The sequence below is a fragment of the Bacillus cereus group sp. MYBK108-1 genome (assembly GCF_051917185.1).
GTDB classification, from domain to species: Bacteria; Bacillota; Bacilli; order Bacillales; family Bacillaceae_G; genus Bacillus_A; species Bacillus_A cereus.
The window spans coordinates 108,442-134,603 of the sequence record NZ_JBQAHZ010000015.1 but is presented as its reverse complement, the minus strand read 5'-3'; the positions used below and the strand labels follow the sequence as shown (position 1 = coordinate 134,603).

Genomic DNA, 26,162 nt, shown 5'->3' with positions numbered 1-26,162 from the left:
GCAATCACCGTTTTTCCTTGCCCCCTTATGGGCGCACGAAATCACCATAACAATATGGATACCTAAAATTATTTTTATTTCCACCACAAGTATACATCGCTGGATTTTGATCAACTTTCATCTTAGAAAACTTTTTGGCTGAATCCTCCGAGTGTTGTTTAACTTCTTGACTAGCAACAAAATCAATATAACCTGGCCCCATATTATAGCTTTGAATAATTGTATCCATGCTAACATCCTTGTCCGTTCCATATTTGTACATTTTAGCAAAGTGTTTTACCCCTTGTTCAATGCTCAAGCTTGTCTCTTGAATTTCATTTGGCTTTAATCCAAGTGATTCAGATGACTGCATAGGATCGTTTCCCTCACCTCTACTCTCTTGATACATAATTCCTAATAAAATTGGTGTTTTCTCTCCTAAATTATATTTTTCTAATTCTTTTTTTAAGGTAGACTCATATTGCAATACACGTTTTTCGGTGGCTTGCGCTTTATTTTGTTGAATATTGGTTTTATGATTAAAATATAGCATTCCAAGTATTATTACTAAGCCTAAAATACTAATAAGGAACACTTTTATAATTTGTTTTTTACTTGTATCCTTCATATATTCCTCCTCGTATAAAAAATTTAATTTTTCAAAGGTAATTGGTTATTTACAAACTATGTAATGAACATCTATCTCCCGCCCTTTTTAGACTCAAACATCAATACTTTAAGGTTTTAAGTTTAATATAAAAATTTAAAGATAAGGTAAAGATAAGATAAAGATAAAATAAAGGGTATTTTTTAGCGTACTTTAAAAGATATTGCTACAAAGGGATATATGGGACAACTTGTTGATATGAATGGATTTAGTGATAATTGAAAGGTTATTGTACAAGTTATTAATTATGGAGACATCATTCCAGAAGATTTAATCCATCTTTTCAATATGCTTTATATAAAAACCACAACATAACATATAATAAAAAACGGCGAACCCTCCACCTAGGAGAATCCACCATCACAAATAACTGATTATTTCACACCTAGTTTTTTTGCTTTCTTAGGGATCCCGTCTTCCAGCACTTCCTCTCAAGCTGTTACACCTGGAATATAATGTGATTGCATTTGAAACAGGGCTTTGGGAAGCAGCAGCTGTTCAGCAAAATTTTGATAACTCAACCGCTACAGAAGCGATGAAACAATCCTTATACTCTGTATGGAAAACTGAGGAACTTGAACAATTATTTACCTATATGAAAGAACAAAAAGAAAAAGGAAAGCCACTCACATTAGCTGGTTTTGATATGAATTTGTTTTATAGATCTTCATTCCGCTCTTATGCAAAAGAATGGTTGCAAAAAGTAAATCCTGAAGTAAAGAGTGAATTTGATACAGCAGTGTCAGAGTTGATTGAACTGGATAGGTATTACAATAAAAATAAAACATATCCCTATGATCGGTTTAAAGCGGAATTCTTCTTGAATGCCGATTCCAATCACTTGATACAATTTCCTGCACTGACTCGGAAACAATATATTTGGAATGTCTAATGATTCAATTTCATGAAAAGAATGACGGAATCTCACATCCATTGCAAATACCATCACACCAACTCCCAGCTATACGTAAAACACAATTAGTATACCGATGAGATCTATGTTGCGTGCAGAAATCCCCGTTTTCTCCCCAGACTTATCTACAAGAATAAAAAAGGAATCACAAGATATGTTCCCTTTTCACTATTTGTTTTCTACACTTTTAATTCCAATATTTCTAGATGCTGAATAGATCCGCCCCCTGGCAGGTAGACATCTTCCTCCTTCAGCAGGTATACGGAACTTTCCGTTTCTACTAGTGATGGAAGATTGCGCACGACAAATAATAATACTTTTCCCCTATTGCCCAAATGACGTGGGGTATGCATGGAAATCGTAAGGTTGTTTATGCATGTAATTGTTCCTGTTCTTAAACATTTTCGGGTATCTATTTTTATTATGTTTTGCTTTTGTAGTATTTCTTATTTTTATTGTTTGATTGTTATGACTGGCATTTGCTCGTTTTCGGAAATTTCACTGTAACCAAAATAAAGTAGAAAAAACAATAAAATAATTGTCCAAATAAATATAAACACTTTATAACTATACTTCATATGAAAAACCTCATTTTCCCTATATAAGTGAATGTACATACACCCTATAAATCTAATTACATAAATTATCGGATGTTTTAGTAGTAGAGAATCATTAAGTATTAGGAATTGTTATTCATAAACATATCCAAGAATTCTTCAAAAAAATATCATCTAGGCATTTTAACATTTCATCAAAATGCACAGATGATATTTTGTACGTTTAGCTTGGTAATGCTTTTTATGTAATGAATTCTTATCTCTATTTCGCCTTAATGTTTATATGTACAAGAGTCTGTGTAGCAATTAGACTGTACTTTAAATATGTACTCAATTGTGTGTGGGAAAGGAAGCACATTTTATTTAAAGTGGTTACTTTAAAGCCCTTAATTAGTTGGTAGTCTTCTTCATTCAGACAAAAAGGAAATTTAAAGTGTGCACGTACTTTCAACTCAGACTTTTTACTACACACACTCCTATACACATAACAATATTTATAGTTTTTGTAACATTACGGAAATAACAAGAAATAATACCGAAACATTTATGATATATTGTAACAAATTAGTAATATTACTGTAACATAACGTGTATAATCGCACAATACTTTTTAACTGAAAATCAATAAATTTATGTAAGTACCCATAACATATTACATATTGTTTGTGAAACCTTTTAATGAACAAGTATAAGTGGATGGCGGGAATTGAACCCACATCAGAGGTTCTGGAGGCCCCTGTTTTACCCTTAAATTATACCCCCTCGTGGTCGGAATGACAGGACTTGAACCCGCACATTCAACGGCTACTAGATCCACAATCTAGCAAGTCTAGCATTTCGCCACAAACTCCATAAAAATAGAAAAAGACCACCGAATGTACTCGATTGTCTTTTTGCCATGCATATCTGCACAAGAAGTGTATACTTCAAACCCTTTAATATTTTTATACTTATAAAACTCTAAAAACTATTTGATAATCTTTTAGAATCTAACTTTCTTTTAATACTATTTGCTATTTCTTCAATATTTTCATTTAGAAAGAAATGATTACCTTCAAAAGAATGAAAAGTACACGTTTTACTTGTGTATCGTTCCCATTTTATTACTTGATCATATGTAGTAAATTCATCATTTTCCCCATTAAATATAAGAAAATCAATATCACATGGTTGTGTATTTTTGTCATGAATATACGTCTCAACGATTTTAAAATCTGCTCTTAGAATAGGGAGAAAGATCTCCATTAATTCTTCTGATTGCAGTACCCCAGATGGTGTACCTCCCATTGCAATAACTTCTCTTTTAAATTGCTCATTAGAAAGATTATGTCGGATATTTCTTATTTTACTATTTGGATGATTTCTACCGGACAAAACAAGAAATTCAGGCGATACGTTTTTAGAATCTTTTATTTTTCTGGCTACTTCATAGGCGATCAAACTTCCCATGCTATGCCCGAATAGAATGTAGGGCGAATCATCTATCTGCATAACTATTTTATTGTAGACATCATTTACTGCCTCTTCCATACTTTGGTACAAGTTTTCTTCAATTCTATATCCTCTACCAGCTAACTCTACCGGGACTACCTCAATATATGGATTAAAGTGATTTTTCCATTTTGCGTAACTAAACGCAGATCCCCCAGCATGTGGAAAGCAAAAAAGTTTAGTCTTCTGCATTGATTTTCTCCTTACTTTCAAATTTGTATATAGTTTGGCAAATTGTATAAATGTCTTTAATTATTATCTCTTGAGGAAATTCATCTCTTGTTGCACAAGCAGATAACTTATAATTTGGATCAATGTTATATTGTTTAAAGTAAAAGTTTTTAGGTATATGCTTGTATGAAATTGAAGTTCGTGATTCTTTTTTTATAGAGAATGAATTTAATGGGGTATAAAGCCCTTTTCCAATCGTTTTTATATAGCTTTCTTTTAATGTCCATAAATCATAAAAATAATTAATTTGTTCATCAGAATTCATATTAGATATATCATAAAATTCTTCCGCTGAAAAAAATTCTTTTGCTAATTTAAAAGCCTCTATTTCTGAAACTTTTTCTATATCAATACCCACATTAAAATTAGCAGTAGTACAAACCACCCATTCTCCTGAATGAGACACATTAAAATGAAAGTCAGAAAAGTTTTCAAAAAAAGGTTTTCCATACTCATTATATATAAATCTAATTTCTTCATTATTAATTTTATACTTTTGGCAGATTAGAGATCGGATTAGTAAATCCCCTATCAGGGTCCTATTAATGTCGCATGAATTTAATAATCGCTTCATTCGCTCTTTCTTCCCATTTGAAACCAAGTTACTAAGTTTCTTAAACAAATGACTTTCAATATTCTTTGGTATTTTCACAGCGTGAATTTGTATGATAAATCACGTCCTTTTTTAAAAGATGGCTTCATATATGAACGTTACAGAAACTCAAATTAACTTTATTAAATTGCATATACAATAGAAAAGGTGCATATTTACATATCAATGAAAATATGCACCTTCCCTCAGTAATATCATCAGGCATTCGCTTCTATTACAAAGATTTCTATGTCTCTACCAATTACTTTTTACATTATCCCCTTAAAAAGTAATGCTCTTAATATATTCATTATTCCCTACACTTGATATGCAGGTATTGGTCTCCCCTTTTCGTTCATTGCTTTGCATCTTTTATACTCTCTACTTTTCCGTTAATAAAATGGACTTCTCTTTTATTCCTTCAAATTCATTTAGTAGATACATAGCTATTTTTTCAACTGCAGGTGAATCTACTATTTCCTCATGTGATCCAGGGACTGAATACCTATTTACTCTACCTTTTAATAAAGGTCCCCAATCTGTAAACAACTCTTTTCCTTCCTCAGCACTAAAGTAGAGAACTTCTCCAGAGTATGGTATTAAATCATGCTCTGCCATTAAGTTCAGGCATTTCCTATGAGCATTGATAACTTGCTTCAAATTCATAAGATCTGCATCAGGCGGGAGTACTCCCTCCATAATTAATCGCTCCACAAGCATATCTTGTTTATGGATGAGGCCTTCTTCCTGCTCAGTAAAATCTCTAGGAATGAAATGCTCATATATATATGAGAGCATTTCTTCTCTTGTTTTATAGTCCTGCTCTGAAGGTACTTTAGTATCCATTAGTATCAACAACTCAACTTCCTCACCTTGATTCTTTAGTACAGTTGCGATTTTATAAGCAATTGCACCGCCTAAAGACCATCCTCCAAGACGATATGGACCTTCTGGCTGAACACGTTTGATTTCTTCGATGTAAAGTTGAATTACTTCCGGCAAAGTTAACTCGTCAATTTCTTTCTTTTCTATAAGAGGATTCTGTAAACCATAAAATGAACAATGGTTCTTAAGCAATCTTGCTAGTTGAATGTAACAGAATACATTCCCCATAAACGGATGAACGCAGAAGAAAGGTCTTTTCTCTGATTCTTGTAGTGGAACCAGCGCTGATACAGATTTTGTCATATCATGCTTATCACGAATAAGGCATGCGATTCCTTCCACTGTTGGATTCTTAATCAATGTAGACACCTTAATCTCTTTTCCAAACTTCTCCTTAATTTTTGAAATCAATTTAATTACAAGGAGAGAATGTCCCCCTCTATTAAAGAAATCATCATTTACATAGACATCTTCTATCTGTAACACATCCTGCCAGATTTTAATCAACTGATATTCAATTTCATCCCTTGGAATGATTGGTGTAGACAAATTATTTTCTCTTTGAATTGTTAAACTGTTCAATGCCTTTCGATCAACTTTTCCATTCGGTGTAAGAGGAATCTTGTCTACCTTTATAAAGTGTGCGGGAACCATATAATTCGGTACTTGTGTCTTGAGATATTCACGCCAGTCATGCATACTTCCATCTCCAACTACATAAGCAACCAATCTCTGCTCTCCTAATTTATCCTCTGTTACCAAAACTACTGCTTCTTTTACCAATGGATGCCTCTCTATACTCGCTTCAATCTCTTCAAGTTCAATACGAAAGCCCCTAATTTTCACTTGATTATCAATTCTTCTCAAGTAATCTAAATTACCATCAGGTAAATAACGAACCAAATCTCCCGTACGATATAAACGCTCTTCTTCATTAAATGGATGACGGATGAATCGCTCTGTTGTTAATTCTGGACGATTCAAGTATCCTCGCGCTATACCTGCACCACCAATATATAGCTCACCTGTTACACCAACTGGAACAGGTAACAAATTTTTATCTAATACATAAGTTTGAACGTTCGGCAACGGACGTCCAATTGTAACTCTCTTACTATCTGTTTCGATATGATAACAAGTTGCATCAACCGTACATTCTGTAGGACCGTATACGTTATAAAAATCAATTTTTTCAGTCTCTACTAGCTGTTTCCATAATGACGGCATGATTGCTTCACCACCGACTAATATCTTACTTGGCACATGAACATCAGCACTTGTTTCTAGTAATCCTCCATCTATAAGTAATTGAAGTAATGAAGGTGTCATATCAAACATTTCCAATTTATTCTCCCTAATATAAGACACAAATCGTTCCGGATTAGTGCGAACTTCACTTGGGATAATATATAAACTTGAACCATACAGCAGCATTTGTAATTGCTGAATAGATACATCAAAGGCAATTGACGCATTCAAACCGACGCGCATATTACTAGGTATCTCATGTGAGAAAACTTCTTTTTGTAAACCATATGATAGGTTTATTACAGAATGGTGCTGTACTAAAGCCCCCTTTGGATTCCCTGTCGAACCAGAAGTATAGATAACATACGCTAAGTTTTCCCCTGTTACCTCACATATTGGTGAAAGTTTGCTTTCTTGAGAAAGCATTGCTTGGTCCCTATCTAGGCAAACTGTCTTGATGTCTTTAGGTATCCATCCTAGTAATACCTCATTTGTAACTAACACTCTAATTCCCGTGTCTTCTAAAATATATTGCAGGCGGCTTTCCGGATTCGATGGATCTAATGGAACATAGGCTGCTCCAGCCTTCCAAATTCCCATGAGACCAACAACCATCTCAACTGAACGCTCAAAGCAAAGGCCAACTAATGACTCTGTCCCAATTCCACATTTCTGTAAATGATGAGCTAATTGATTAGCTCTTTCATTCAGCTCTCGATATGTTAGTTGCTGTTTTTCATCTACCACTGCCAACGCGTCAGGCGTACGATGTACTTGCTCTTCGAATAGTTGATGGATTGCATTCTCACGTGGATAGGATATAGTATTATTATTCCATTCTTCCAATAGCTTTCTTTGTTCAGCTTCCGTAATATATACTAGCTCCGATAGATTTTGATCAATGTTTTTGAGCATTTGCATTAACACTTGGTGTAAATGACCCAGCATTCGTTCAATGGTTACTCTATTAAACTTACTACGGTCATACATTAACTTTAACGATAACTGGATTCCTGGAACTACAGCTAACCCTAATGGGTAGTGGGTTTGTTCTACCCCTTCCAATTCACCAATTTCCAGATTTTCTGAAGACTCCTCTTTCACTGGATAATTTTCAAACACATATAAACTATTGAACAGCGGTATTCCTCTAGGAACTTCACTCCACCCCTGAATCTCTGTCAAAGAAGCATACTCATATTGTCTTCTTTCTATCTCTTCCTCTTGTATCTTCTGCAACCAATCTATTAATTTTATATCATCCATCAATTGAATTCGCGTCGGTGACGTTGTAATGAAAGGACCTACGATGTTTTCAACATCAATAATCTCCGTAGAACGCCCTGAGCTTGTTACACCAAAAACAATGTCATTTTCTCCACTATATCGGCTCATGAGATATGCCCATGCACCTTGAATTACTGTACTCAAAGTAAGTTTATTGCGTTTCGCCCATCCTTGTAACGCTTGAGTCTGCTCTTCTGATAAATACGTAACCTTCTCTGTGTAACCTTTTTCTTCCTCTTTACTTTCTAAGCCCAGCAAAGTTGGCGCAGTAAAACCTTTTAGCTTCTCTCTCCAGAATTGTTCCGCCTGCTCCTTATCTTGCTCTCTTAGCCATTGGATATATTTCTTATATGGTGAGGACTTAGGTAACTTCACAGCTTCTCCATTCATTCTCTTCTGATAGACTGTAAGTAATTCATTAAATACTAATGGTAAACTCCATCCATCCAGTAAAATATGGTGATGGGTCCAAACAATCCGATATTCTTCCTCACCTTCTTGAATGACTGTTACCCGCATCAATGGTGCTTCATCAAATTGGAAGGCTTGTTTTCGATCTAATGCCAAAAAGACTTTTCTTTTTTCCTCTATCTCTTCACTTGTCATTGTACGCCAGTCTTCTTTGTTCACTTTAAATGGGATATTTTCATACACCACTTGTACAGGTTCTTCAATTTCGTCCCATACAAATGCTGTACGAAAAATTTCATGCCGCTGAATTACAGATTTCCACGCCTGCTCAAATGTAGAAATATTCATTTTTCCTCGAATCATAAAACTCAATTGCACTATATACGGTGCAACATGTTCATCCCCTTGGTCATGCAATGTGTGGAAAATCATACCTTCTTGCAAAGGTGATAGTGGATATAAATCAGTAATCTGATTGTTCTTTCCGCGATGCATTTTGTTTAGTACATTTGTCAAACCTTCTTGGCTAAGATTAGCCATTGCAAAATCCGAAATGGTCAGTGCAGATTCTCTATCTGAAAATTGAATCAATGTACTCAGTTGATATAGCATATTCTGTGCAATACTTTGAATCGTTGATTTGGCAAATTGTCCAACATTGTATACCCAAGTGAACTGAAGTTTTCCATCCGTTACAACCCCAATTACATCAATTACATGCGATCGCTTGGAACCGGCAGCATGATCTAAACGCTTAAATTCGTTCTCCGGAATAAACATTGCATCGCTAGAAAACATTTGGTCAAATTGTCCAAGATAGTTAAAACTAATAGACGGTGTATATTGGGAGCTTAATGGCTCACACATTGTTGTGTTCATGTAACGCAACACCCCATAATCAACACCCTTATTAGGAATTTTGCGAACTTGTTCTTTAACTGCTTTTAATGCTGCAATTGGCGTATTAGCATTAGTAATATTTAAATGAACTGGGTAAATACTTGTAAACCATCCCACGGTTCTCGATAAATCAACATCTTCAATAATCTCTTCTCGACCATGTCCCTCTAAATCTACGCTTAGTATCGGCTGCCCCGTACATGCTGCTGTAGCTTGTACCAATGCTGCTAATAATACTTCATTGATTTGGACACGGTGAGTGCTTAAAGTCTCTTGCAATAACATACGGGTCTCATTCTCGTTTAACACCACAGTAATTTCCTCAGTTACTGCGCTTACTGGATTACTTATAGTACCATCTACTGGCAGTATAACTACGTCTTGTTCAACCTGCTGCTCCCAGTAATGTAGCACTTCTTTTGATATTCCAGTTTGAGCGTAATGTTGTAATTTCTCCGACCATTCTTTAAAAGATGTACTCTTCATAGGTAATTGAATTTTTTGCCCTTGGACCGCTTGCGTATATGCTGTTTGCAAATCTTCCAATAAAATCCGCCAAGAAACACCATCCACGGCTAAGTGATGAATTGTCCAAAATAATCGACCAGTCTCCTCACTTTCATCAAAATACACCATTCTCATTAAAGGACCATCATGTAAATTCAATCTTTCTTGTGCAACATTAATCTCTTTTTGAATAACTTCATGCCAATCCGCTTCCGGCACTTCGTCTAATGAAATGACAGTCAGCATCAATTGTTCTTCAATTCCTTCATTCCACTGTTCCCAAGTCCCATTAGGTAAACGTTCATATCTTAAACGCAGGGCATCATGATGAAGTAGAAGGTTACGCGCTGCCTTTTCCAGTGATCCTATGTCCAATTTTTCTTTCGTTCTAAAGAATATGGATTGATTCCAATGATGTGGATTAGGATGATTTTGCGCAAAAAACCTTTGCTGAATAGGTGTAAGTATCGTCTCTCCAGTTATAATTCCTTGTTCAGCTTGTACACCTTGTTCTTCTTTGACTACTTGCGCCAACTCAGCAATCGTTTGGTGTTCAAATATTTGTTTTGGTGTTAATTGTAAACCAGCTTGCTTCGCGCGCGCGACAATCTGAATGCTAAGAATTGAATCTCCACCAATTTCAAAGAAGTTATCATTCATACCAATACGTTTTGAACCTAGCACACGTTCCCAAATGATAGAAAGCTTATGTTCACGTTCATTTCTTGGGGCCACGTATCCTTCTTGTGTTCCTTGATAATCTGGTATAGGTAACGATTTCCGATCAATCTTTCCATTTATGGTTAGCGGTAATTCTTTCATTTCGACAAAGTAGGAAGGTATCATATGGATTGGCAGCTTTGTTTTAAGATACTCTCGCCATTCTTCTAAATTGCCTTCGCCCACTACATAAGCTACCAGCCTCTTATCTCCCGACTGATTTTCCCTAACCATTACAACTGCCTCTTTTACCAAGTCATGCTCTTGTAAAGTCGACTCAATCTCCCCAAGTTCGATTCGAAATCCTCTAATCTTCACTTGATTATCCATTCTTCCTAAGTAGTCTATATTACCATCAGGAAGATATCTCACAAGATCGCCTGTTCTATATAACCTCTCGCCTTCTTTGAATGGATGAGAAATAAATCGTTCGGATGTTAACTCTGGACGATTCAAGTACCCCCTTGCTAGACCTGCTCCTCCGATATAAAGTTCCCCCATCACACCAACTGGAACTGGCAACCTATTTCTATCTAATACATAAGTTTGGATGTTAGGCAATGGACGCCCAATTGTTACTCTCTTACTATCTTTTTTGATATGATAGCATGTTGCATCAACCGTACATTCTGTAGGACCATATACATTATAAAACTGGATTTTATCAGTCTCTACTAGCTGTTCCCATAATGACGGCATAATTGCTTCACCACCAACCAGTACCTTACTTGGAACATGAACGCAATCGCACGTTTCTAACAATCCGACATCTATAAGTAATTGAAGCAATGAAGGTGTTATATCAAAGATTTCTAACTTGTTCTCCCTAATATAAGCTACAAACTGCTCCGGATCACTTCGTACTTCGCTTGGAATAATATACAAACTTGAACCATAAAGCAGCATTTGTAATTGCTGAATAGATGCATCAAAGGCAATTGACGCATTTAAACCGACATGCATGTTAGATGGTATCTCATGTTCGAAAACCTCTTTTTGTAAACCATGCGACAAGTTTATTACAGAATGATGCTGTATCAAGACACCCTTTGGGTTCCCCGTCGATCCCGAAGTATAGATAACATACGCTAGGTTTTCTCCTGTTACTTCACATTTTGGTGAAAGAATGCTTTCTTTTGAAATCATTGCCTGATCCCTATCTAGACAAATTGCCTTGACTTCTTTGGGGATCCAACCTTCTAATGACTCATTCGTAACTAATACTTGAATTTCAGTGTCCTCCAAAATATATTGTATGCGACTTTCTGGATATGATGGGTCCAATGGAACATATGCTGCTCCAGCCTTCCAGATCCCCATAATACTAACAATCATCTCAACTGAACGCTCAAAGCAAATTCCAACCAATGATTCAGTCCCAATCCCACATTGCTGAAGATAGTGGGCCAATTGATTAGCTTTTTCATTCAGCTCTCGATATGTTAACTGCTGTTTTTCATCTACCACTGCTACCGCATCAGGTGTACGATTTACTTGCTCTTCAAACAACTGATGAATCGTACTTTCCCGTAGATATGCTACAGCATTATTATTCCACTCTTCCAACTGTTTTTGCTGTAATCCTGATAATATAGGCAACTTAGCTAATGATTTATCAGGATTCTCCACGATTACATTCAACCAGTTTCCAAAATGTTCAGCCATGGATTCAATAGTTAAGCTGTCAAATAAATCAGTTCTATAAACAAAAGTAAGTAATAAACCCTCTTCCACTTCTGCAGCTGTTAAACTTAAATCAAACTTAGCGATTGGAGCATTACTTTCCATTACTTCTATATTTCTTCCATGTAGTTCTGGTAGCTTCTGTCCCGTATTTTGCAAAGTAAACATGGTTTGGAAAATCGGAGAATGGCTTGTATTTCGTTCAGGTTGAATAACCTCTACAATTTTCTCAAACGGAACATCTTGATACTCATACGCCTTCAATGCTTTTATCCGTATTTGAGATAACAACTCTTGAAATGCCGGTGCATTACTTAAATCAGCTCGATAAACCAAGGTGTTGACAAAGAAACCAATTAGCCCCTCAATTTCTCGATAATTTCGATTTGCAATTGGGCTGCCAACAATAATATCCGTTTGTCCCGTATAACGAGCAAGGAAACTTTGATACGATGCCAATAAGGTCATGAAAAGTGTGGCCCCTTCTTGACGACTTAGTTCGTTTAATTTATCCAGTAATGAGCGTGACAACAAAACATTATGAGTTAATCCATGATGGGTTTGCACTGGCGGACGCGGACGATCCATTGGCAACATTAAGACTGGTAACTCACCAGATAATTCTTCCTTCCAATATGCAAGTTGTTGATATAGTACTTCATCTTTCAACCATTCTCTTTGCCACTGAGCAAAATCGGCATATTGAACTGGTAGTGGTTCCAGCTCTGCTTGTTTTTCACCAATCGCATTCTCATAAAATGCCATCCATTCTTGAAGTAAGATTTCCATCGACCATCCATCTGAGATAATATGATGCATATTACACAGAAGAACCCATTCTTCTTCTGAAATTCTTATGAGTTTCCCACGGAACAATGGCCCTTGTTCTAAATCAAATGGAGATTCGACTTCAGTTTGAATCCATTGCTCCAACTTTCTTTCTCGCTCCTCTAATGAAAGCTTAGTTAAATCCATTTGGAGAAGCGGACGGAAAACGTACGGTTGAATCTGCTGCACAGGATAGCCATCCTCTTCATAAAATACAGTCCGCAAAGATTCGTGACGCTCTATCAACTGATTCCATCCCAACTCCAATGCTTCAGGTAACCAATTCCCTGTAAGGCGGCATGCCATTGGCATATTATAAAGTGCACTATTAGGTGCAAATTGATCAATAAACCATAAGCGCTGTTGGGCATAAGATAGTGGAATATTATTTCCGCGTTCCATCGGCACCAATGGTGGAATTTCTCGTTTTTCGCTCCCCTTACGTAACTGATCTATTCGTTTCGATAATGCCTCGACCGTTGAATATTCGAACAGTTCACGTACCGGTAATTTGATTTGAAAGACTTCCTGTAAGCGTGAGACCACTTGTGTAGCAAGTAGAGAGTGACCACCAAGCTCAAAGAAAGAATCCTGAACACCAATTTCTTTTATTCCTAGCACTTGACTCCACACTGAAGCGATAAGTTCTTCCAGCGGAGTTCGTGGGTATACAGTACTTTCGACGGATTGTTCACTAAGTATAGGCAATGCCTTCAAATCAAGTTTTCCATTCGGTGTAAGTGGTAAAAATTCCATCTCAATAAAGTTTGTTGGAACCATGTAATTAGGTAAATGTGTTTGTAGATGTTCTCGCCATTCATGGACACTTCCTTCACCAACTACATAAGCTACTAATCTCTTGTTACCTTGATTATCCTCTCGTACCAATACAACTGCTTCCTTCACAGAAGAATGTGCCTGCAAAACAGCTTCTATTTCTCCCAATTCAATCCGGAAACCACGAATTTTCACTTGGTCATCTATACGTCCATGGAACTGGAGATTACCATCAGAAAGATAACTTGCTTTGTCTCCTGTATAATAGAGACGTTCTCCTGACTTGAAAGGATGTGGAATAAATTTTTCCTTTGTAAGATCCGGACGATTAGCATATCCACGTGCAAGACTCTTCCCTCCAATATAGAGATCTCCAATTACACCAATTGGTACTAGCTGAAGATGAGAATCTAACACATAAACTTCTGTATTCGCAATCGGTCGACCAATCGATGGCGTACCTGTTGTCACTCCTACAGGTACATAACAATCTGTGGTAACAACGGTATTTTCCGATGGACCATACTGATTAATTACCGCAAAAGGAATATCGTTAGATGGGTACTGCGTTAATTGATCCCCACCAGTAATGATAAAACGAAGATCCGTTTTATCTGGCCAAGATAATTTCAAGAGCCTTTCCAGAATAGGCGTAGGTGCAAAGCTAGCTGTTATTCGTGAATCGATGAGCCAGTCCCTTAGTGCTTCTGGATTAATTCTCAGTTCCTCTGTTGACAAGTAGAGTGCTGCGCCAGCAGTTAGATACGGCCAAATCTCCTGGACAGCCGAATCAAAAGCAACCCCTGCAATCTGAGTCGCACGATCCTCTGCTGAAATATGATAAACTTCCTGATGCCAAGAAACCATATTCATTAATGAGCGATATTCAACCATGACACCCTTCGGTTTTCCTGTAGAACCAGAGGTATAGACAATATAGGCTAAGTTCTCTGGATTTATTTGACGTGTAGGTGCGATTACGCTTTCCACCGTTAATTCTTCTAGCCTCACCATTTCGACGTGTGCGAAATGTCCTTCTTGCCCTTCCGCCGTCACTACAAATTGAATTCCTGCATCTTCAATCATGTATTCTAACCTTGATTTTGGATACAACGGATCTAAAACGACATAAGCTCCACCAGCTTTTAAAATGCCTAGTAAACTTGCCATCAGCTCAGCTGACCTCGGAAGATAAACTCCTACCACTGACTCTGGGGCTACTCCCTTTCGCTGTAAAACATTTGCCAACTGATTTGCTTGTGTATCCAGTTCACCATAAGTCCACTGTTTTGTTTGATCAACTACCGCAATCGCATCCGGACGCCTTGCTACTTGCTCCTCAAATCTGTCGCAAATAAGACCCTGATGAAACATTTCCATTACAGTGTCATTCCATGTTTCTAATAACAAAGTACGTTCGGGTTCCGATAGCATGCTCAGGTCATGCAACGGATTTTGTGGGCGATGAGAAACTTCATGTAGCCATTTCTCAAAGTGTCCTGCCATCCGTTCAATAGTAGTAGCATTGAATAAATCCTTATTGTACTCAAAAGTAAAAAGTAATCCCTCTTCCGTTTCAGCTGCCATTACACTTAAATCAAACTTTGCAATTGGACTATGGCTTTCTATCATTTCAATACTTCTACTAGATAACACCGGTAACTCTTGTTTCATATTTTGCAAGATGAACATAGTCTGGAAGATTGGCGAATGACTTGTACTTCGCTCCGGTTGCACAACTTCTACAATTTTTTCAAATGGAATATCTTGATATTCATACGCCTTCAATGCCTTTTGACGAACCTGATACAGTACATCTTCAAATGTCGGTCTACCACTCAAATTAGCTCGATAAACCAGCGTGTTAACGAAGAAACCAATTAGTCCTTCAATTTCTCTATAATTCCGATTCGCAATTGGGCTTCCGACCAGAATATCTTCTTGTCCCGTATAACGAGATAGAAAGCTTTGATATGCAGCTAAAAGCGTCATGAAGAGCGTAGCCCCTTCTTTTCGACTAAGTTCATTCAATTTATCATGTAGCGTGCTTGACAGAACCATAGTGTATGTCGACCCGTGATGAGTTTGTATTGCGGGACGCGGGCGATCCACAGGAAGTTGGAGTACAGGAAGCTCCCCAGACAATTCTTCCCTCCAATATTGGAGTTGTTGATCAAGCACCTCCTCCTTTAGCCATCCTTTTTGCCACTGAGCAAAGTCGGCATATTGAACCGGTAATGGTTCAAGTTCCGCTACCTTTCCATCCGTTGCTTTCTCATAAAATGCCATCCATTCTTCAAGTAGGATTCCCATTGACCATCCATCTGAAATGATATGATGTAGAGTACAAAGGAGTATCCATTCTTCCTCTCCCACGTGCAAAATACTTGTCCTGATTAATGGACCCTCTGTTAAATCAAATGGCACTTCTGTTTCTTGTTGAATTAAACGTTTAACTTCTTCTTCTTGATCTTCAGAAGAAAGCATAGTTAAATCCGTTTTCGGAATTGATTGAAAAGCATACGGTTCAATTTGCTGTACGGGTTGACCGTTCACTTCTTGAAAGACCGTCCGCAGTGATTCATGACGTTCTATTAGTTGATTCCATCCCGTTTCCAATGCTTCAAGTAACCAATTCCCTGTAAGACGGCATACCATTGGCATATTGTAAAGGGCACTATTAGGTGTAAATTGATCAATAAACCATAAGCGTTGTTGGGCATAAGATAGTGGAATAGCTTCTCCTCGTTTCATTGGTATTAGTGGCGGAATCTCTCGTTTTTTATCTCCTTTGCGTAACTGATCTAATCGCTTTGCCAGTGACTCCACTGTTGTATATTCAAATAGTTCACGTACTGGTAAGTCGATTTGAAAAATTCCCTGTAAACGTGACACTACTTGAGTAGCTAGTAGTGAATGACCACCGATTTCAAAAAAGGAATCCTGAACACTAATATTTTTTATTCCTAACACTTGGCTCCAAACGGAAACGATGAGCTCCTCCACTGGTGTTCGTGATGAAGTAATATCTTCACTTATGAACTGTTCTTCTAATTCCAATAATGCTTTCCGATTCACTTTACCATTTGGAGTGAGTGGCATACCTTCAATTTGGAAAAAGTATGCCGGAACCATATAATGTGGTAATTGCTTCTTGAGATATTCACGCCACTCTCCAGTATCCCCTTCACCCACTACATAAGCTACTAACTGCTTATCTCCTGGTCGATCTTCCTTCACCAACACGACTGCCTCTTTTACAGATGAGTGATCATGTAAAGCTGCTTCAATTTCTCCCAATTCAATTCGGAATCCTCTAATTTTAACTTGGTTATCTATTCTTCCAATATATTCTAAGTTACGATCATTCATATATCTCACCAAGTCACCCGTTCGATATAATCGTTCCCCGTCCTTAAAAGGATGCGGAATAAAACGTTCAGTAGTTAAATCCGGTCGATTGAAGTAGCCACGTGCTAATCCTACTCCTCCAAGGTAAAGTTCCCCTGCCACACCAATCGGGACCACTTGTTGATATTGATCTAACACATACAACTCTGTATTATCAATCGGACGACCAATCGGAATAAGCATTGGTTCTTTTTCTAAATCACAATCATAATAAGTCACATCCACAGTTGCTTCAGTAGGACCATACAAGTTAATTAACTTTGTTTGCTGAACATTGTAAAAGATCCCCTTAAACCGGCGAACCTGCTCAGTGTTTAACGCTTCTCCACTAGTAAAAACTTGAATTAAAGACGAGACATCCCTTTTCGAATTATATAGTTCCATATAATCTAAGAAAGTAGATAACATCGACGGAACAAAGTGCATGGTGGATACACGGTATCGTTCAATATACTCCTCAATCACCGCAGGATCTTTCTCTCCTTCTGGTGGAAGTAAACAAACACGTGCTCCTACAAATGACCACCAAAATAATTCCCAGACAGAAACATCGAACGAAAACGGTGTCTTTTGTAGGATTGTATCCTCCTCGGACAATGGATATTTTTTCTGCATCCACTGTAGGCGATTGATAACGGAATGATGTTCAATCATTACCCCCTTTGGATTTCCCGTCGAACCCGAAGTGTATATGATATAGGCTAAGTTATTTGCTGTTACTCCACTTACCGGAGCTAAATTACTCTCTTTAGAAATCATCACTTGATCCCGGTCTAAACAAATTGCTTGAATATCTTTAGGTAACCAGTCCTGTAGTGTTTCTTTTGTTAACAGCACTTGAATTTGTGAATTCTCCAAAATATATCTCAGGCGGTTTTCGGGATAACTTGGGTCCAGTGGGACATAAGCCCCACCTGCCTTCAAAATCCCAAAGAGACCGATAATCATATCAGGAGAACGTTCAATACATATACCGACCAATGATTCAGGTCCGATACCTCGTTTTTGTAGAAAATGTGCCAATTGATTCGATTTTTCATTCAGTTCTTGATACGTTAGCTTTCCACCCTCATAAACTACCGCCACTGCATCAGGTGTCCGTGCAACTTGCTGCTCAAATAGCTCATGAATCATACAATCATGACCATAAACTACGTCCGTATCATTCCATTCTTCTAGGAGTTGTTTTTGCTCAGTATCCGATAACATTGACAGCTTTGTAAATGATTCATCTGGATGATACGTGATTTCATTTAGCCAGTTCTCAAAATGTCCTGCCATACGTGCAATGGTACTACTATCAAATAAATCCGTGTTGTATTCAAATGAGACGAATAGACCTTCTTCCACTTCATAGGCAGTTAAGCTCAAATCAAATTTAGCAATAGACATATTACTTTCTACCATTTCAATACTTCTATCAGGCAAATCTAGTCGTTCTTGTTTTATATTCTGTAGCGTAAACATGGTCTGAAATATAGGGGAATGACTCATGCTTCGTTCAGGTTGCACAGCTTCTACTACTTTTTCAAATGGTATATCTTGATATTCGTAAGCTTTTAACGCCTTTTTCTTTGTTTGGTTCAAAATCTCTCGAAAAGTAGGGGTGCCACTCAAATCTGATCGATAAACCAACGTATTAACAAAGAAACCAATTAATCCTTCTACTCCCTTATGGTTTCGATTTGCAATCGGACTACCAACTAGAATATCTTTTTGTCCCGTATAACGAGCAAGAAAGCTCTGGTATGCGGCCATTAAAGTCATAAATAAAGTAGATCCTTCTTGTCGACTTATATCCTTCAATTGACTGAGCAATTTATAAGGAAAAATTACATGATGCGTAGCCCCAGAGTAAGTCTGTTTAACCGGTCGAGGTCGATCCACTGGCAGTTGTAAGATAGGAAGTTCACCAGACAATTCTTCCTGCCAATACGTAAGCTGACGATTTAGCACATCACCTTGCAACCACTCCTTTTGCCACTTCGCAAAGTCTGCATATTGAATGGATAGTGAACTTAATTTAGCATGATTTCCGCCCGTTTCTTCTTCATAGAAAGCAAGTAATTCATTCATGAATATACCAATGGACCAAGCATCAGAAATAATATGATGCATCGTACACAGTAATAACCATTCATCCTTCTCTAATTGAACAAGCTGATTACGAATTAAAGGACCATTCATTAAATCAAATGGTTCTTGCGCTTCTCTCGCAATTAAACTATCTACCTCTTTTTCTTTTACTTCTAGAGGAAGTTGAGAGTAATCCCTTACAGGTAATGCTCTAGGAAGGAATTCGACAATTTGTTGCACAGGTTGTTCTCCTACTTCTTTAAAAACAGTTCGTAATGATTCATGGCGTTCAATGAGTCGATTGAATCCCTTTTCTAATGCTTCAGGTATCCAATTTCCTTTTAGATGCCATACCGTTGGAATATTATATAAAGAACTGTTTGGATTAAATCTGTCCATAAACCACAAGCGTTGTTGTGCATAAGACAACGGGAGTGCTTCTTTATTCTCCTTTTTTTGCATTTGCTTCTGAAGCCATGCTCTCTTCTCAGGAGAAAGTGAACTCAGCTTTGCAAGTAAATCACTTCTCATTTTTTTACCCCTTCCTCAATCAAATTACTCTCAAATATCCCTTGTGCTTCTTCCTCTGATAGCTCCTCTAATTGCTTAAGTAGTTCCAATAATTCTTCATCATTACTCACTTCTGCTTCTTTTTGAACATAGTCTTGAAGACTTACATTCTCCTTACTATCATTCTGCATTTCTTGATTTTTGTTATCGAGCAATTGATCAATCTGTTCTGCCAATTGCTGCACCGTATGAAACATAAATAAATCATGCAATGGTATCTCGATTCCAAAAGCCTCTTTAAGATTGGAAACAGCTTGCGTAGCAAGTAATGAATGGCCACCAATTTCAAAAAATGAATCTTGAATTCCGATGTTTTCCATACCTAAAACTTCATGCCATATCGAAACAATTGTTTTTTCCGTAGACGTACGAGGAGCAATATAACAACTCGCTATCTCCTGTCTCTCTGGTGCTGGTAAGGCCTTCCTATCAATTTTCCCATTAGGAGTGAGTGGAAATGCATTTAATCCAACAAAATAGGCTGGAATCATATAATTTGGTAGTTGATCCTTGAGATAATCACGCCACTTTTGAGCATCCCCGTCTCCTACAACATAGGCGATCAAACGCGGATCGCCAGGATAATCTTCCTGCACCATCACAATAACTTCGTTAACTAGTGTATGTCTTTGTAATGTCGCTTCAATTTCTCCTAGTTCAATCCGGAACCCACGAATTTTCACTTGATGATCGATTCGTCCAACATACTCCAAATTTCCATCTGGTAAATACCTTACTAGATCTCCAGTCCGGTATACTCGCTCTCCTTCTTTAAACGGATGCGGTATAAAACGATCTTGCGTTAAGTCAGGGCGGTTTAAATATCCACGCGCTAACCCTGATCCACCAATGTATAGCTCACCAACTACACCAATTGGAACCATTTTTTGTTCGGCACTCAGTACATATACTTCTGTATTGAATATTGGTTTACCAATTGGTGGTACCCTATGCATGTCACACTTTTCTAATTCCATATACGTGGAATACGTAGTATCTTCGGACGGTCCATATAGGTTGTACACCTTTTCGATCGTACTTCTCTCGTATAAATCTTGAACAAGCGAATATGGCAATGGTTCTCCAGCCAAATTCATCACCTTTACCGAAGAAGGGATTGTTTTTGCTCGAACCAGTTCCTTCGCTACCGATGGTACAGTATTAACCAATGTTACACCTTTGGTAGACAACTTCTCTAGATGTAGAGCATTTTCAGTGACAATCACCTTACCACCCATCGTTAAGGGAACAAATACTTCAAAAACGGATAAATCAAAAGATAGCGAAGTTGAAGCTAACACTCCCGCTAATTCCTTTCGGGAATACGTATGATGCGCCCAATGAATCATTGTTACTGTATTCCTGTGCTCAATCATTACTCCCTTTGGATTTCCAGTGGAACCTGAAGTATAGATAATATAGGCTAAGTTATCGCCCGTCACTTCACTCATACATACCGTAGTTACTTCTTGTTCTATTTCTGCTTGATTACAATCAATACAAATCACGTCAACGAATTTAGGTATAACCATTTTTTGTCGTAACTTTTCCTGTGTCACCAGTACCTTTATTTGAGCATCTTCTAAAATGTACTGTAGTCGACTTTCCGGATACGCTGGATCAATTGGGACATATGCTCCTCCCGCCTTCATAATTCCTAAGAGGCCTACAATCATCTCAGATGAACGTGTAACGCAAATCCCAACTAATGATTCGCATGTTACACCATTTTTTTGTAAATAATGTGCCAACTGATTCGAGCGTTCGTCCAACTCTCGATATGTTAGTTCTTCATCTTCGCACACTACTGCAATTGCTTCTGGTGTTTTTTTCACCTGTTCTTCAAACATTGTATGAATCGTACTTTCTTCCATATCTATAACACGCGATTTATTCCATTCCTCTAGTAGTTGCTTATATTCTACTTTCGATAACATATTCAGTTCTGATAATACACATTTTGGATGAGAGACAATTTGATTTAACCAATGTTTAAAATGACTTGCCATACGTTCAATGGTTGTATCATTAAACAAATCAGTATTATATTCAAAGGTTAGTGATAATCCTTCTTCCGTCTCAGAAGCAAATAAACTCAAATCAAATTTGGCAACAGAAGCATGGCTTTCCATGAGTTCCATTTGTCTTTCAGATAGCTGAAGAAATTCTTGTTTCATATTCTGTAAAGTAAACATAGTTTGGAATATTGGTGAATGACTTGTATTCCGTTCAGGTTTTACGGATTCTACCACTTTCTCAAATGGGATGTCCTGATACTCGTATGCTTTTAGCGCTTTTTTTCTTACCTGCGACAATAGTTCTTGGAACGTCGGATTTCCACTGAAATCAGCTCGATAAACCAACGTGTTTGCAAAGAATCCTATTAATCCCTCAATCTCTTTCACATTTCGATTAGCGATTGGGCTTCCAACTATAATGTCGTCCTGTCCTGTATAACGAGAAAGGAAGCTTTGATACGCTGCCATCAATGTCATAAATAAAGTGCATCCTTCTTGCAGACTTAAATCTTTGAGCTTTTCCTGTAGGGAATTCGCCACTATTAAGGACTGACTTGCACCACGATGGGTTTGAACTGCAGGTCGAGGACGATCCATCGGTAATTGTAAAACCGGTAGTTCCCCAGATAATTCTTCCTTCCAATATTGAAGATGCTGATTCAAATTCTCCTCTTTTTGCCATTCCTTCTGCCACATGACAAAATCTGCATATTGGATAGATAACTCCTTCAATTCCACTGTTTTTCCGGTTAGTGCTCCTTCATAAAAAGCCATCCATTCTTCAAGTAAGATTCCCATTGACCATCCATCTGAAATAATATGATGCATCGTACAAATGAGAACCCACTCTTCCCTGTCCACTTTCAATATTCGTGTTCGAATCAGAGGACCTTGTCCAAGATGAAATGGTTCCTCCGCCTCGTTTTGAATAAGGCGTTGCATTTCTCTTTCCCTATCTTTCAAAGAAAGATCTGTTAGATTCGTTTGAGGAATATGTCTGAACACAAGAGATTGAACCTGTTGAAAAGGTTCACCCTCTTGTTCTAGAATTGTCGTCCTTAATGATTCATGACGCTCCAACAATTGATTCCATCCGACCTCCAATGCTTCAATTGACCATTTACCTGTTAAGCGACACGCTGCATGAATATTGTACATAGCACTATTTGGCATTAATTGATCAATAAACCATAGACGTTTCTGCGCATAGGAAAGTGGGATAACTTCTTCTCGTTTCATAGGTACAAGAGGAGCAATCTCTCGTTTTTCATCTTCTTTTCGTAACTGATCCACTCGTTTCGCCAATGCTTCCACTGTATCGTGCTTGAAAAGTTCACGTAATGGAATTTTAATTTGGAACAGTTCTTGCAATCTAGAGACGATTTGAGTAGCAAGTAGTGAGTGCCCACCACGTTCAAAGAAGGAATCTTGAATACCAATATTTTCTGTTCCTAACACTTGGCTCCAAACCGAGGCAATAAGCTCTTCCGATGGCGTCCGAGGTAGCACATTTAAATCTTCAATAGCTTGCTCATCAGGTGCTGGCAAGGCCTTTCGGTCAATTTTCCCATTCGGAGTAAGCGGGAAGTGTTCTAACTCTATAAAGTGCGCTGGAATCATATGATTCGGTAATTGGTTTTGTAAATACTCTCTCCACTCTTGGGTATTTCCATCGCTTATTACATATGCAACCAATCGTTGATCACCTGGACGATCTTCTCTAACTAATACGACAGCCTCTTTAATAAACGAACATTTTTCTAAAGTCGCTTCAATTTCTCCTAATTCAATCCTAAAACCACGCATTTTGACTTGGTGGTCCATTCTACCTATAAATTCTAAATTCCCATCAGTTAAATATCTTACTGAATCTCCTGTTCGATATAGTCGTTCCCCCAATCGAAATGGGTGCGAAATGAATTTTTCAGTAGTAAGATTCTGACGATTTAAGTATCCACGCGCTAAACCAGCACCACCAATATATAACTCACCCTCAGTTCCTATTGATTGCAAGCGTTGATTTTGGTCTAATACATATAATTGCGTGTTCTGTATTGGCTGCCCAATAGAAACAAATTCTTGATTAGGCTGAATATCAAATGCATTCACATAAATAGTGGCTTCAGTTGGTCCATAAAAGTTGGTTAATTTCACTTCTCCACTATAATTCCATTTCTGTTGAAATCGTCTAACTAACCCTGAACTTAGTTCTTCTCCACCAGAAAATACATGGCGTACGGACGAACAATTCATGTTCATTTCAATATGATTGAAGTGATCTAAGAAAACAGATAACATCGAAGGTACAAATTGAACTATAGTAACCTGATGTTGTTTAATCACTTCAGCTATAATAGAAGGATCTTTTTCTCCACCTGGAGGTAGGAAAGATACACTTGCACCAACGTGAATGCCCCAAAACAATTCCCAAACAGAGACATCAAATGAGAATGGCGTTTTCTGCAAGACCACATCCTTTTCAGAGAGCGGATATTTATGTTGCATCCATTCTAGATAATTAATTACTGAATGATGCTCAATCATTACTCCCTTTGGATTCCCTGTAGATCCTGAAGTATACATAACATACGCTAAATTTTCTCCTGTTACACCACTTATACATGGGGTTGTTTCTTCTTTTTCAATTGCAGTGTAATCTTTATTCATACAAATCGTTTCTATATTTTCAGATACAAACAAATTTTTAGAATTCTCTTCCGTCACTAGTACTTCGATTCCAGCATCCTCTAATATATATCGAAGTCGACTCTCTGGATAAGTAGGGTCAAGTGGAACATACGCTGCTCCTGATTTTAGAATACCTAATAACGCTATCATCATTTGTAATGAACGTTCCATATATACCCCAACTAGAGACTCTGGGCCTACACCATGCTTTTGTAAATAATGAGCTAGCTGATTTGCACGCTTCTCCAACCCTTTATAGGTAATTTGTTCATTTTCGTAACTAGCCGCGATTGCTTCCGGTGTTTTTTTAACTTGCTCCTCAAACATCGTATGAATCATGCCTTCAGCCGAATAATTAACTTGAGTATGATTCCATTCCTCTAGTAACTGTATCTGTTCTTCTTCTGTTAAATGGGTAATTTCAAATAGTTTTGAGTCTAGGCTCTTCGTCATCTGAATTAATATTTGCAATAAGTGATTCTGAATCAGATTTATTGTTTCTTCATTAAAATAGCTTCGATCATACATCAACTTTAAAGTAATTTTCTTACCGGGCATTACAATGAGTGTTAAAGGATAATTTGTTTGTTCCGTGCTTTTAACATCTAGTAATCTTAAATCATCATTTCTCTCACCTTGAATTGGATAATTTTCAAACACATACAAGGTATGAAATAAGGAGCTATTTCGCGGAACCTCACTCCAGCCTTGAATATCTATCAACGAATTATACTCATACTGTCTTCGTTCCATTTCTTTCATTTGTATTTTACGAAGCCAATCTACTACTGATGTATTATCCGCTAATCGAATTCTGGTAGGTAATGTGTTAATAAATAGCCCCACCATATTCTCTGCTCCCATTAAATCAGTAGGACGTCCAGCGCTAGTTACGCCAAATACGACGTCACTGTCACCGCTATACCTACTCATCAAATAAGCCCATGCACCTTGTACTAACGTATTCAACGTTAATCGACTATTTCGTACCCACTCTTGTAAATTCTCAGTAAGTTCCTCAGATACTTGATAAGCACACTCCCCATAACCCTTCTCTTGTCCTTGATCCTTTCTTTCCATTGCTAATGGAGTAGGTGCATAGAATCCTTTTAATTCTTCTTTCCAAAATTCCTCTGCTTGACTTTGATCTTGTTTATTTATCCATTGAATATATTTTTTATAAGGAAGAGATTTAGGAAGATTCAAAAATTCTCCCTTTATCATCTTGAGATAAACTTCCATCACTTCACTAAAGACCAATGACACACTCCATCCATCTAGCAAAATATGATGATGTGTCCAGATAATTCTCGTTTCCTCTTTTGCTTCTTTAATCGCAGTGACTCTCATCAATGGTGCTTCATCCAATAAAAATCCTTTCCTACGATCTGCAGTCAAAAACTGTTGTAATTTCTTCTCCTTCTCCTCATGCGAATAGGTACTCCAATCCTCTTGATGAATAGTAAAAGGAAGACGTTCGTAAACTGCTTGTAGAGGTTTTTCTACTTCTTCCCAAACAAATACTGAGCGCAGAACCTCATGTCGTTGAATAACATATTCCCAAGCTTTTTCAAAAGTAGCAACATCCAATTGCCCCCCGAGCAAGAAACCTACTTGTACAATATAGGAAAAAGAATGTTCATCATCTTGATCGTATAAAGTATGAAACAGTATTCCTTTTTGCAAAGGTGATAAACCATATATATCAATAACGTCTCCCATT

5 protein-coding genes and 1 pseudogene are annotated in these 26,162 nt (G+C 37.5%); 1 reads left to right on the top strand and 5 read right to left on the bottom strand.

The window, feature by feature from the left end; all coding sequences use genetic code 11:
• Nucleotides 1–25: 25 nt before the first annotated feature.
• The gene (locus ACTFSL_RS19910; RefSeq protein WP_060852128.1) at nt 26–607 is read right to left on the bottom strand and encodes a lysozyme family protein; all 582 of its coding nucleotides are present in this window, start codon (nt 605–607) and stop codon (nt 26–28) included.
• A 469-nt stretch (nt 608–1,076) separates the two neighbouring features.
• Here ACTFSL_RS19910 and ACTFSL_RS19905 point away from each other — a divergent pair.
• Nucleotides 1,077–1,460: pseudogene (locus tag ACTFSL_RS19905) on the top strand (erythromycin esterase family protein); the annotation flags it as partial.
• A gap of 1,616 nt (nt 1,461–3,076) precedes the next feature.
• Here the strand turns inward: ACTFSL_RS19905 and ACTFSL_RS19900 are convergent.
• The 4 genes from ACTFSL_RS19900 to ACTFSL_RS19885 form a co-directional block, all read right to left on the bottom strand.
• Nucleotides 3,077–3,799 (bottom strand): thioesterase II family protein, encoded by a 723-nt coding sequence (locus ACTFSL_RS19900; protein ID WP_001172947.1) that lies wholly within the window; start codon nt 3,797–3,799, stop codon nt 3,077–3,079.
• Complete coding sequence (locus ACTFSL_RS19895; RefSeq protein ID WP_135277596.1) at nt 3,786–4,490, bottom strand: 4'-phosphopantetheinyl transferase family protein; 705 nt, start codon at nt 4,488–4,490, stop codon at nt 3,786–3,788. The genes ACTFSL_RS19900 and ACTFSL_RS19895 overlap by 14 nt, the downstream gene beginning before the upstream one ends.
• A gap of 321 nt (nt 4,491–4,811) precedes the next feature.
• Nucleotides 4,812–19,694: a non-ribosomal peptide synthase/polyketide synthase gene (locus ACTFSL_RS19890; RefSeq protein WP_440042258.1), complete on the bottom strand. Its 14,883-nt coding sequence runs from the start codon at nt 19,692–19,694 to the stop codon at nt 4,812–4,814.
• Nucleotides 19,691–26,161 carry a non-ribosomal peptide synthetase gene (locus ACTFSL_RS19885; RefSeq protein ID WP_135277600.1) on the bottom strand — a complete coding sequence of 2,157 codons (6,471 nt, stop codon included), beginning with the start codon at nt 26,159–26,161 and terminating at the stop codon, nt 19,691–19,693. The genes ACTFSL_RS19890 and ACTFSL_RS19885 overlap by 4 nt, the downstream gene beginning before the upstream one ends.
• Nucleotide 26,162: the final 1 nt, after the last annotated feature.

Bases quoted from the DNA above. Each gene is read 5' to 3' on its own strand.
- ACTFSL_RS19910 (WP_060852128.1), bottom strand. From the start codon at position 607: ATGAAGGATACAAGTAAAAAACAAATTATAAAAGTGTTCCTTATTAGT.
- ACTFSL_RS19900 (WP_001172947.1), bottom strand. From the start codon at position 3,799: ATGCAGAAGACTAAACTTTTTTGCTTTCCACATGCTGGGGGATCTGCG.
- ACTFSL_RS19890 (WP_440042258.1), bottom strand. From the start codon at position 19,694: ATGAGAAGTGATTTACTTGCAAAGCTGAGTTCACTTTCTCCTGAGAAG.
- ACTFSL_RS19885 (WP_135277600.1), bottom strand. From the start codon at position 26,161: ATGGGAGACGTTATTGATATATATGGTTTATCACCTTTGCAAAAAGGA.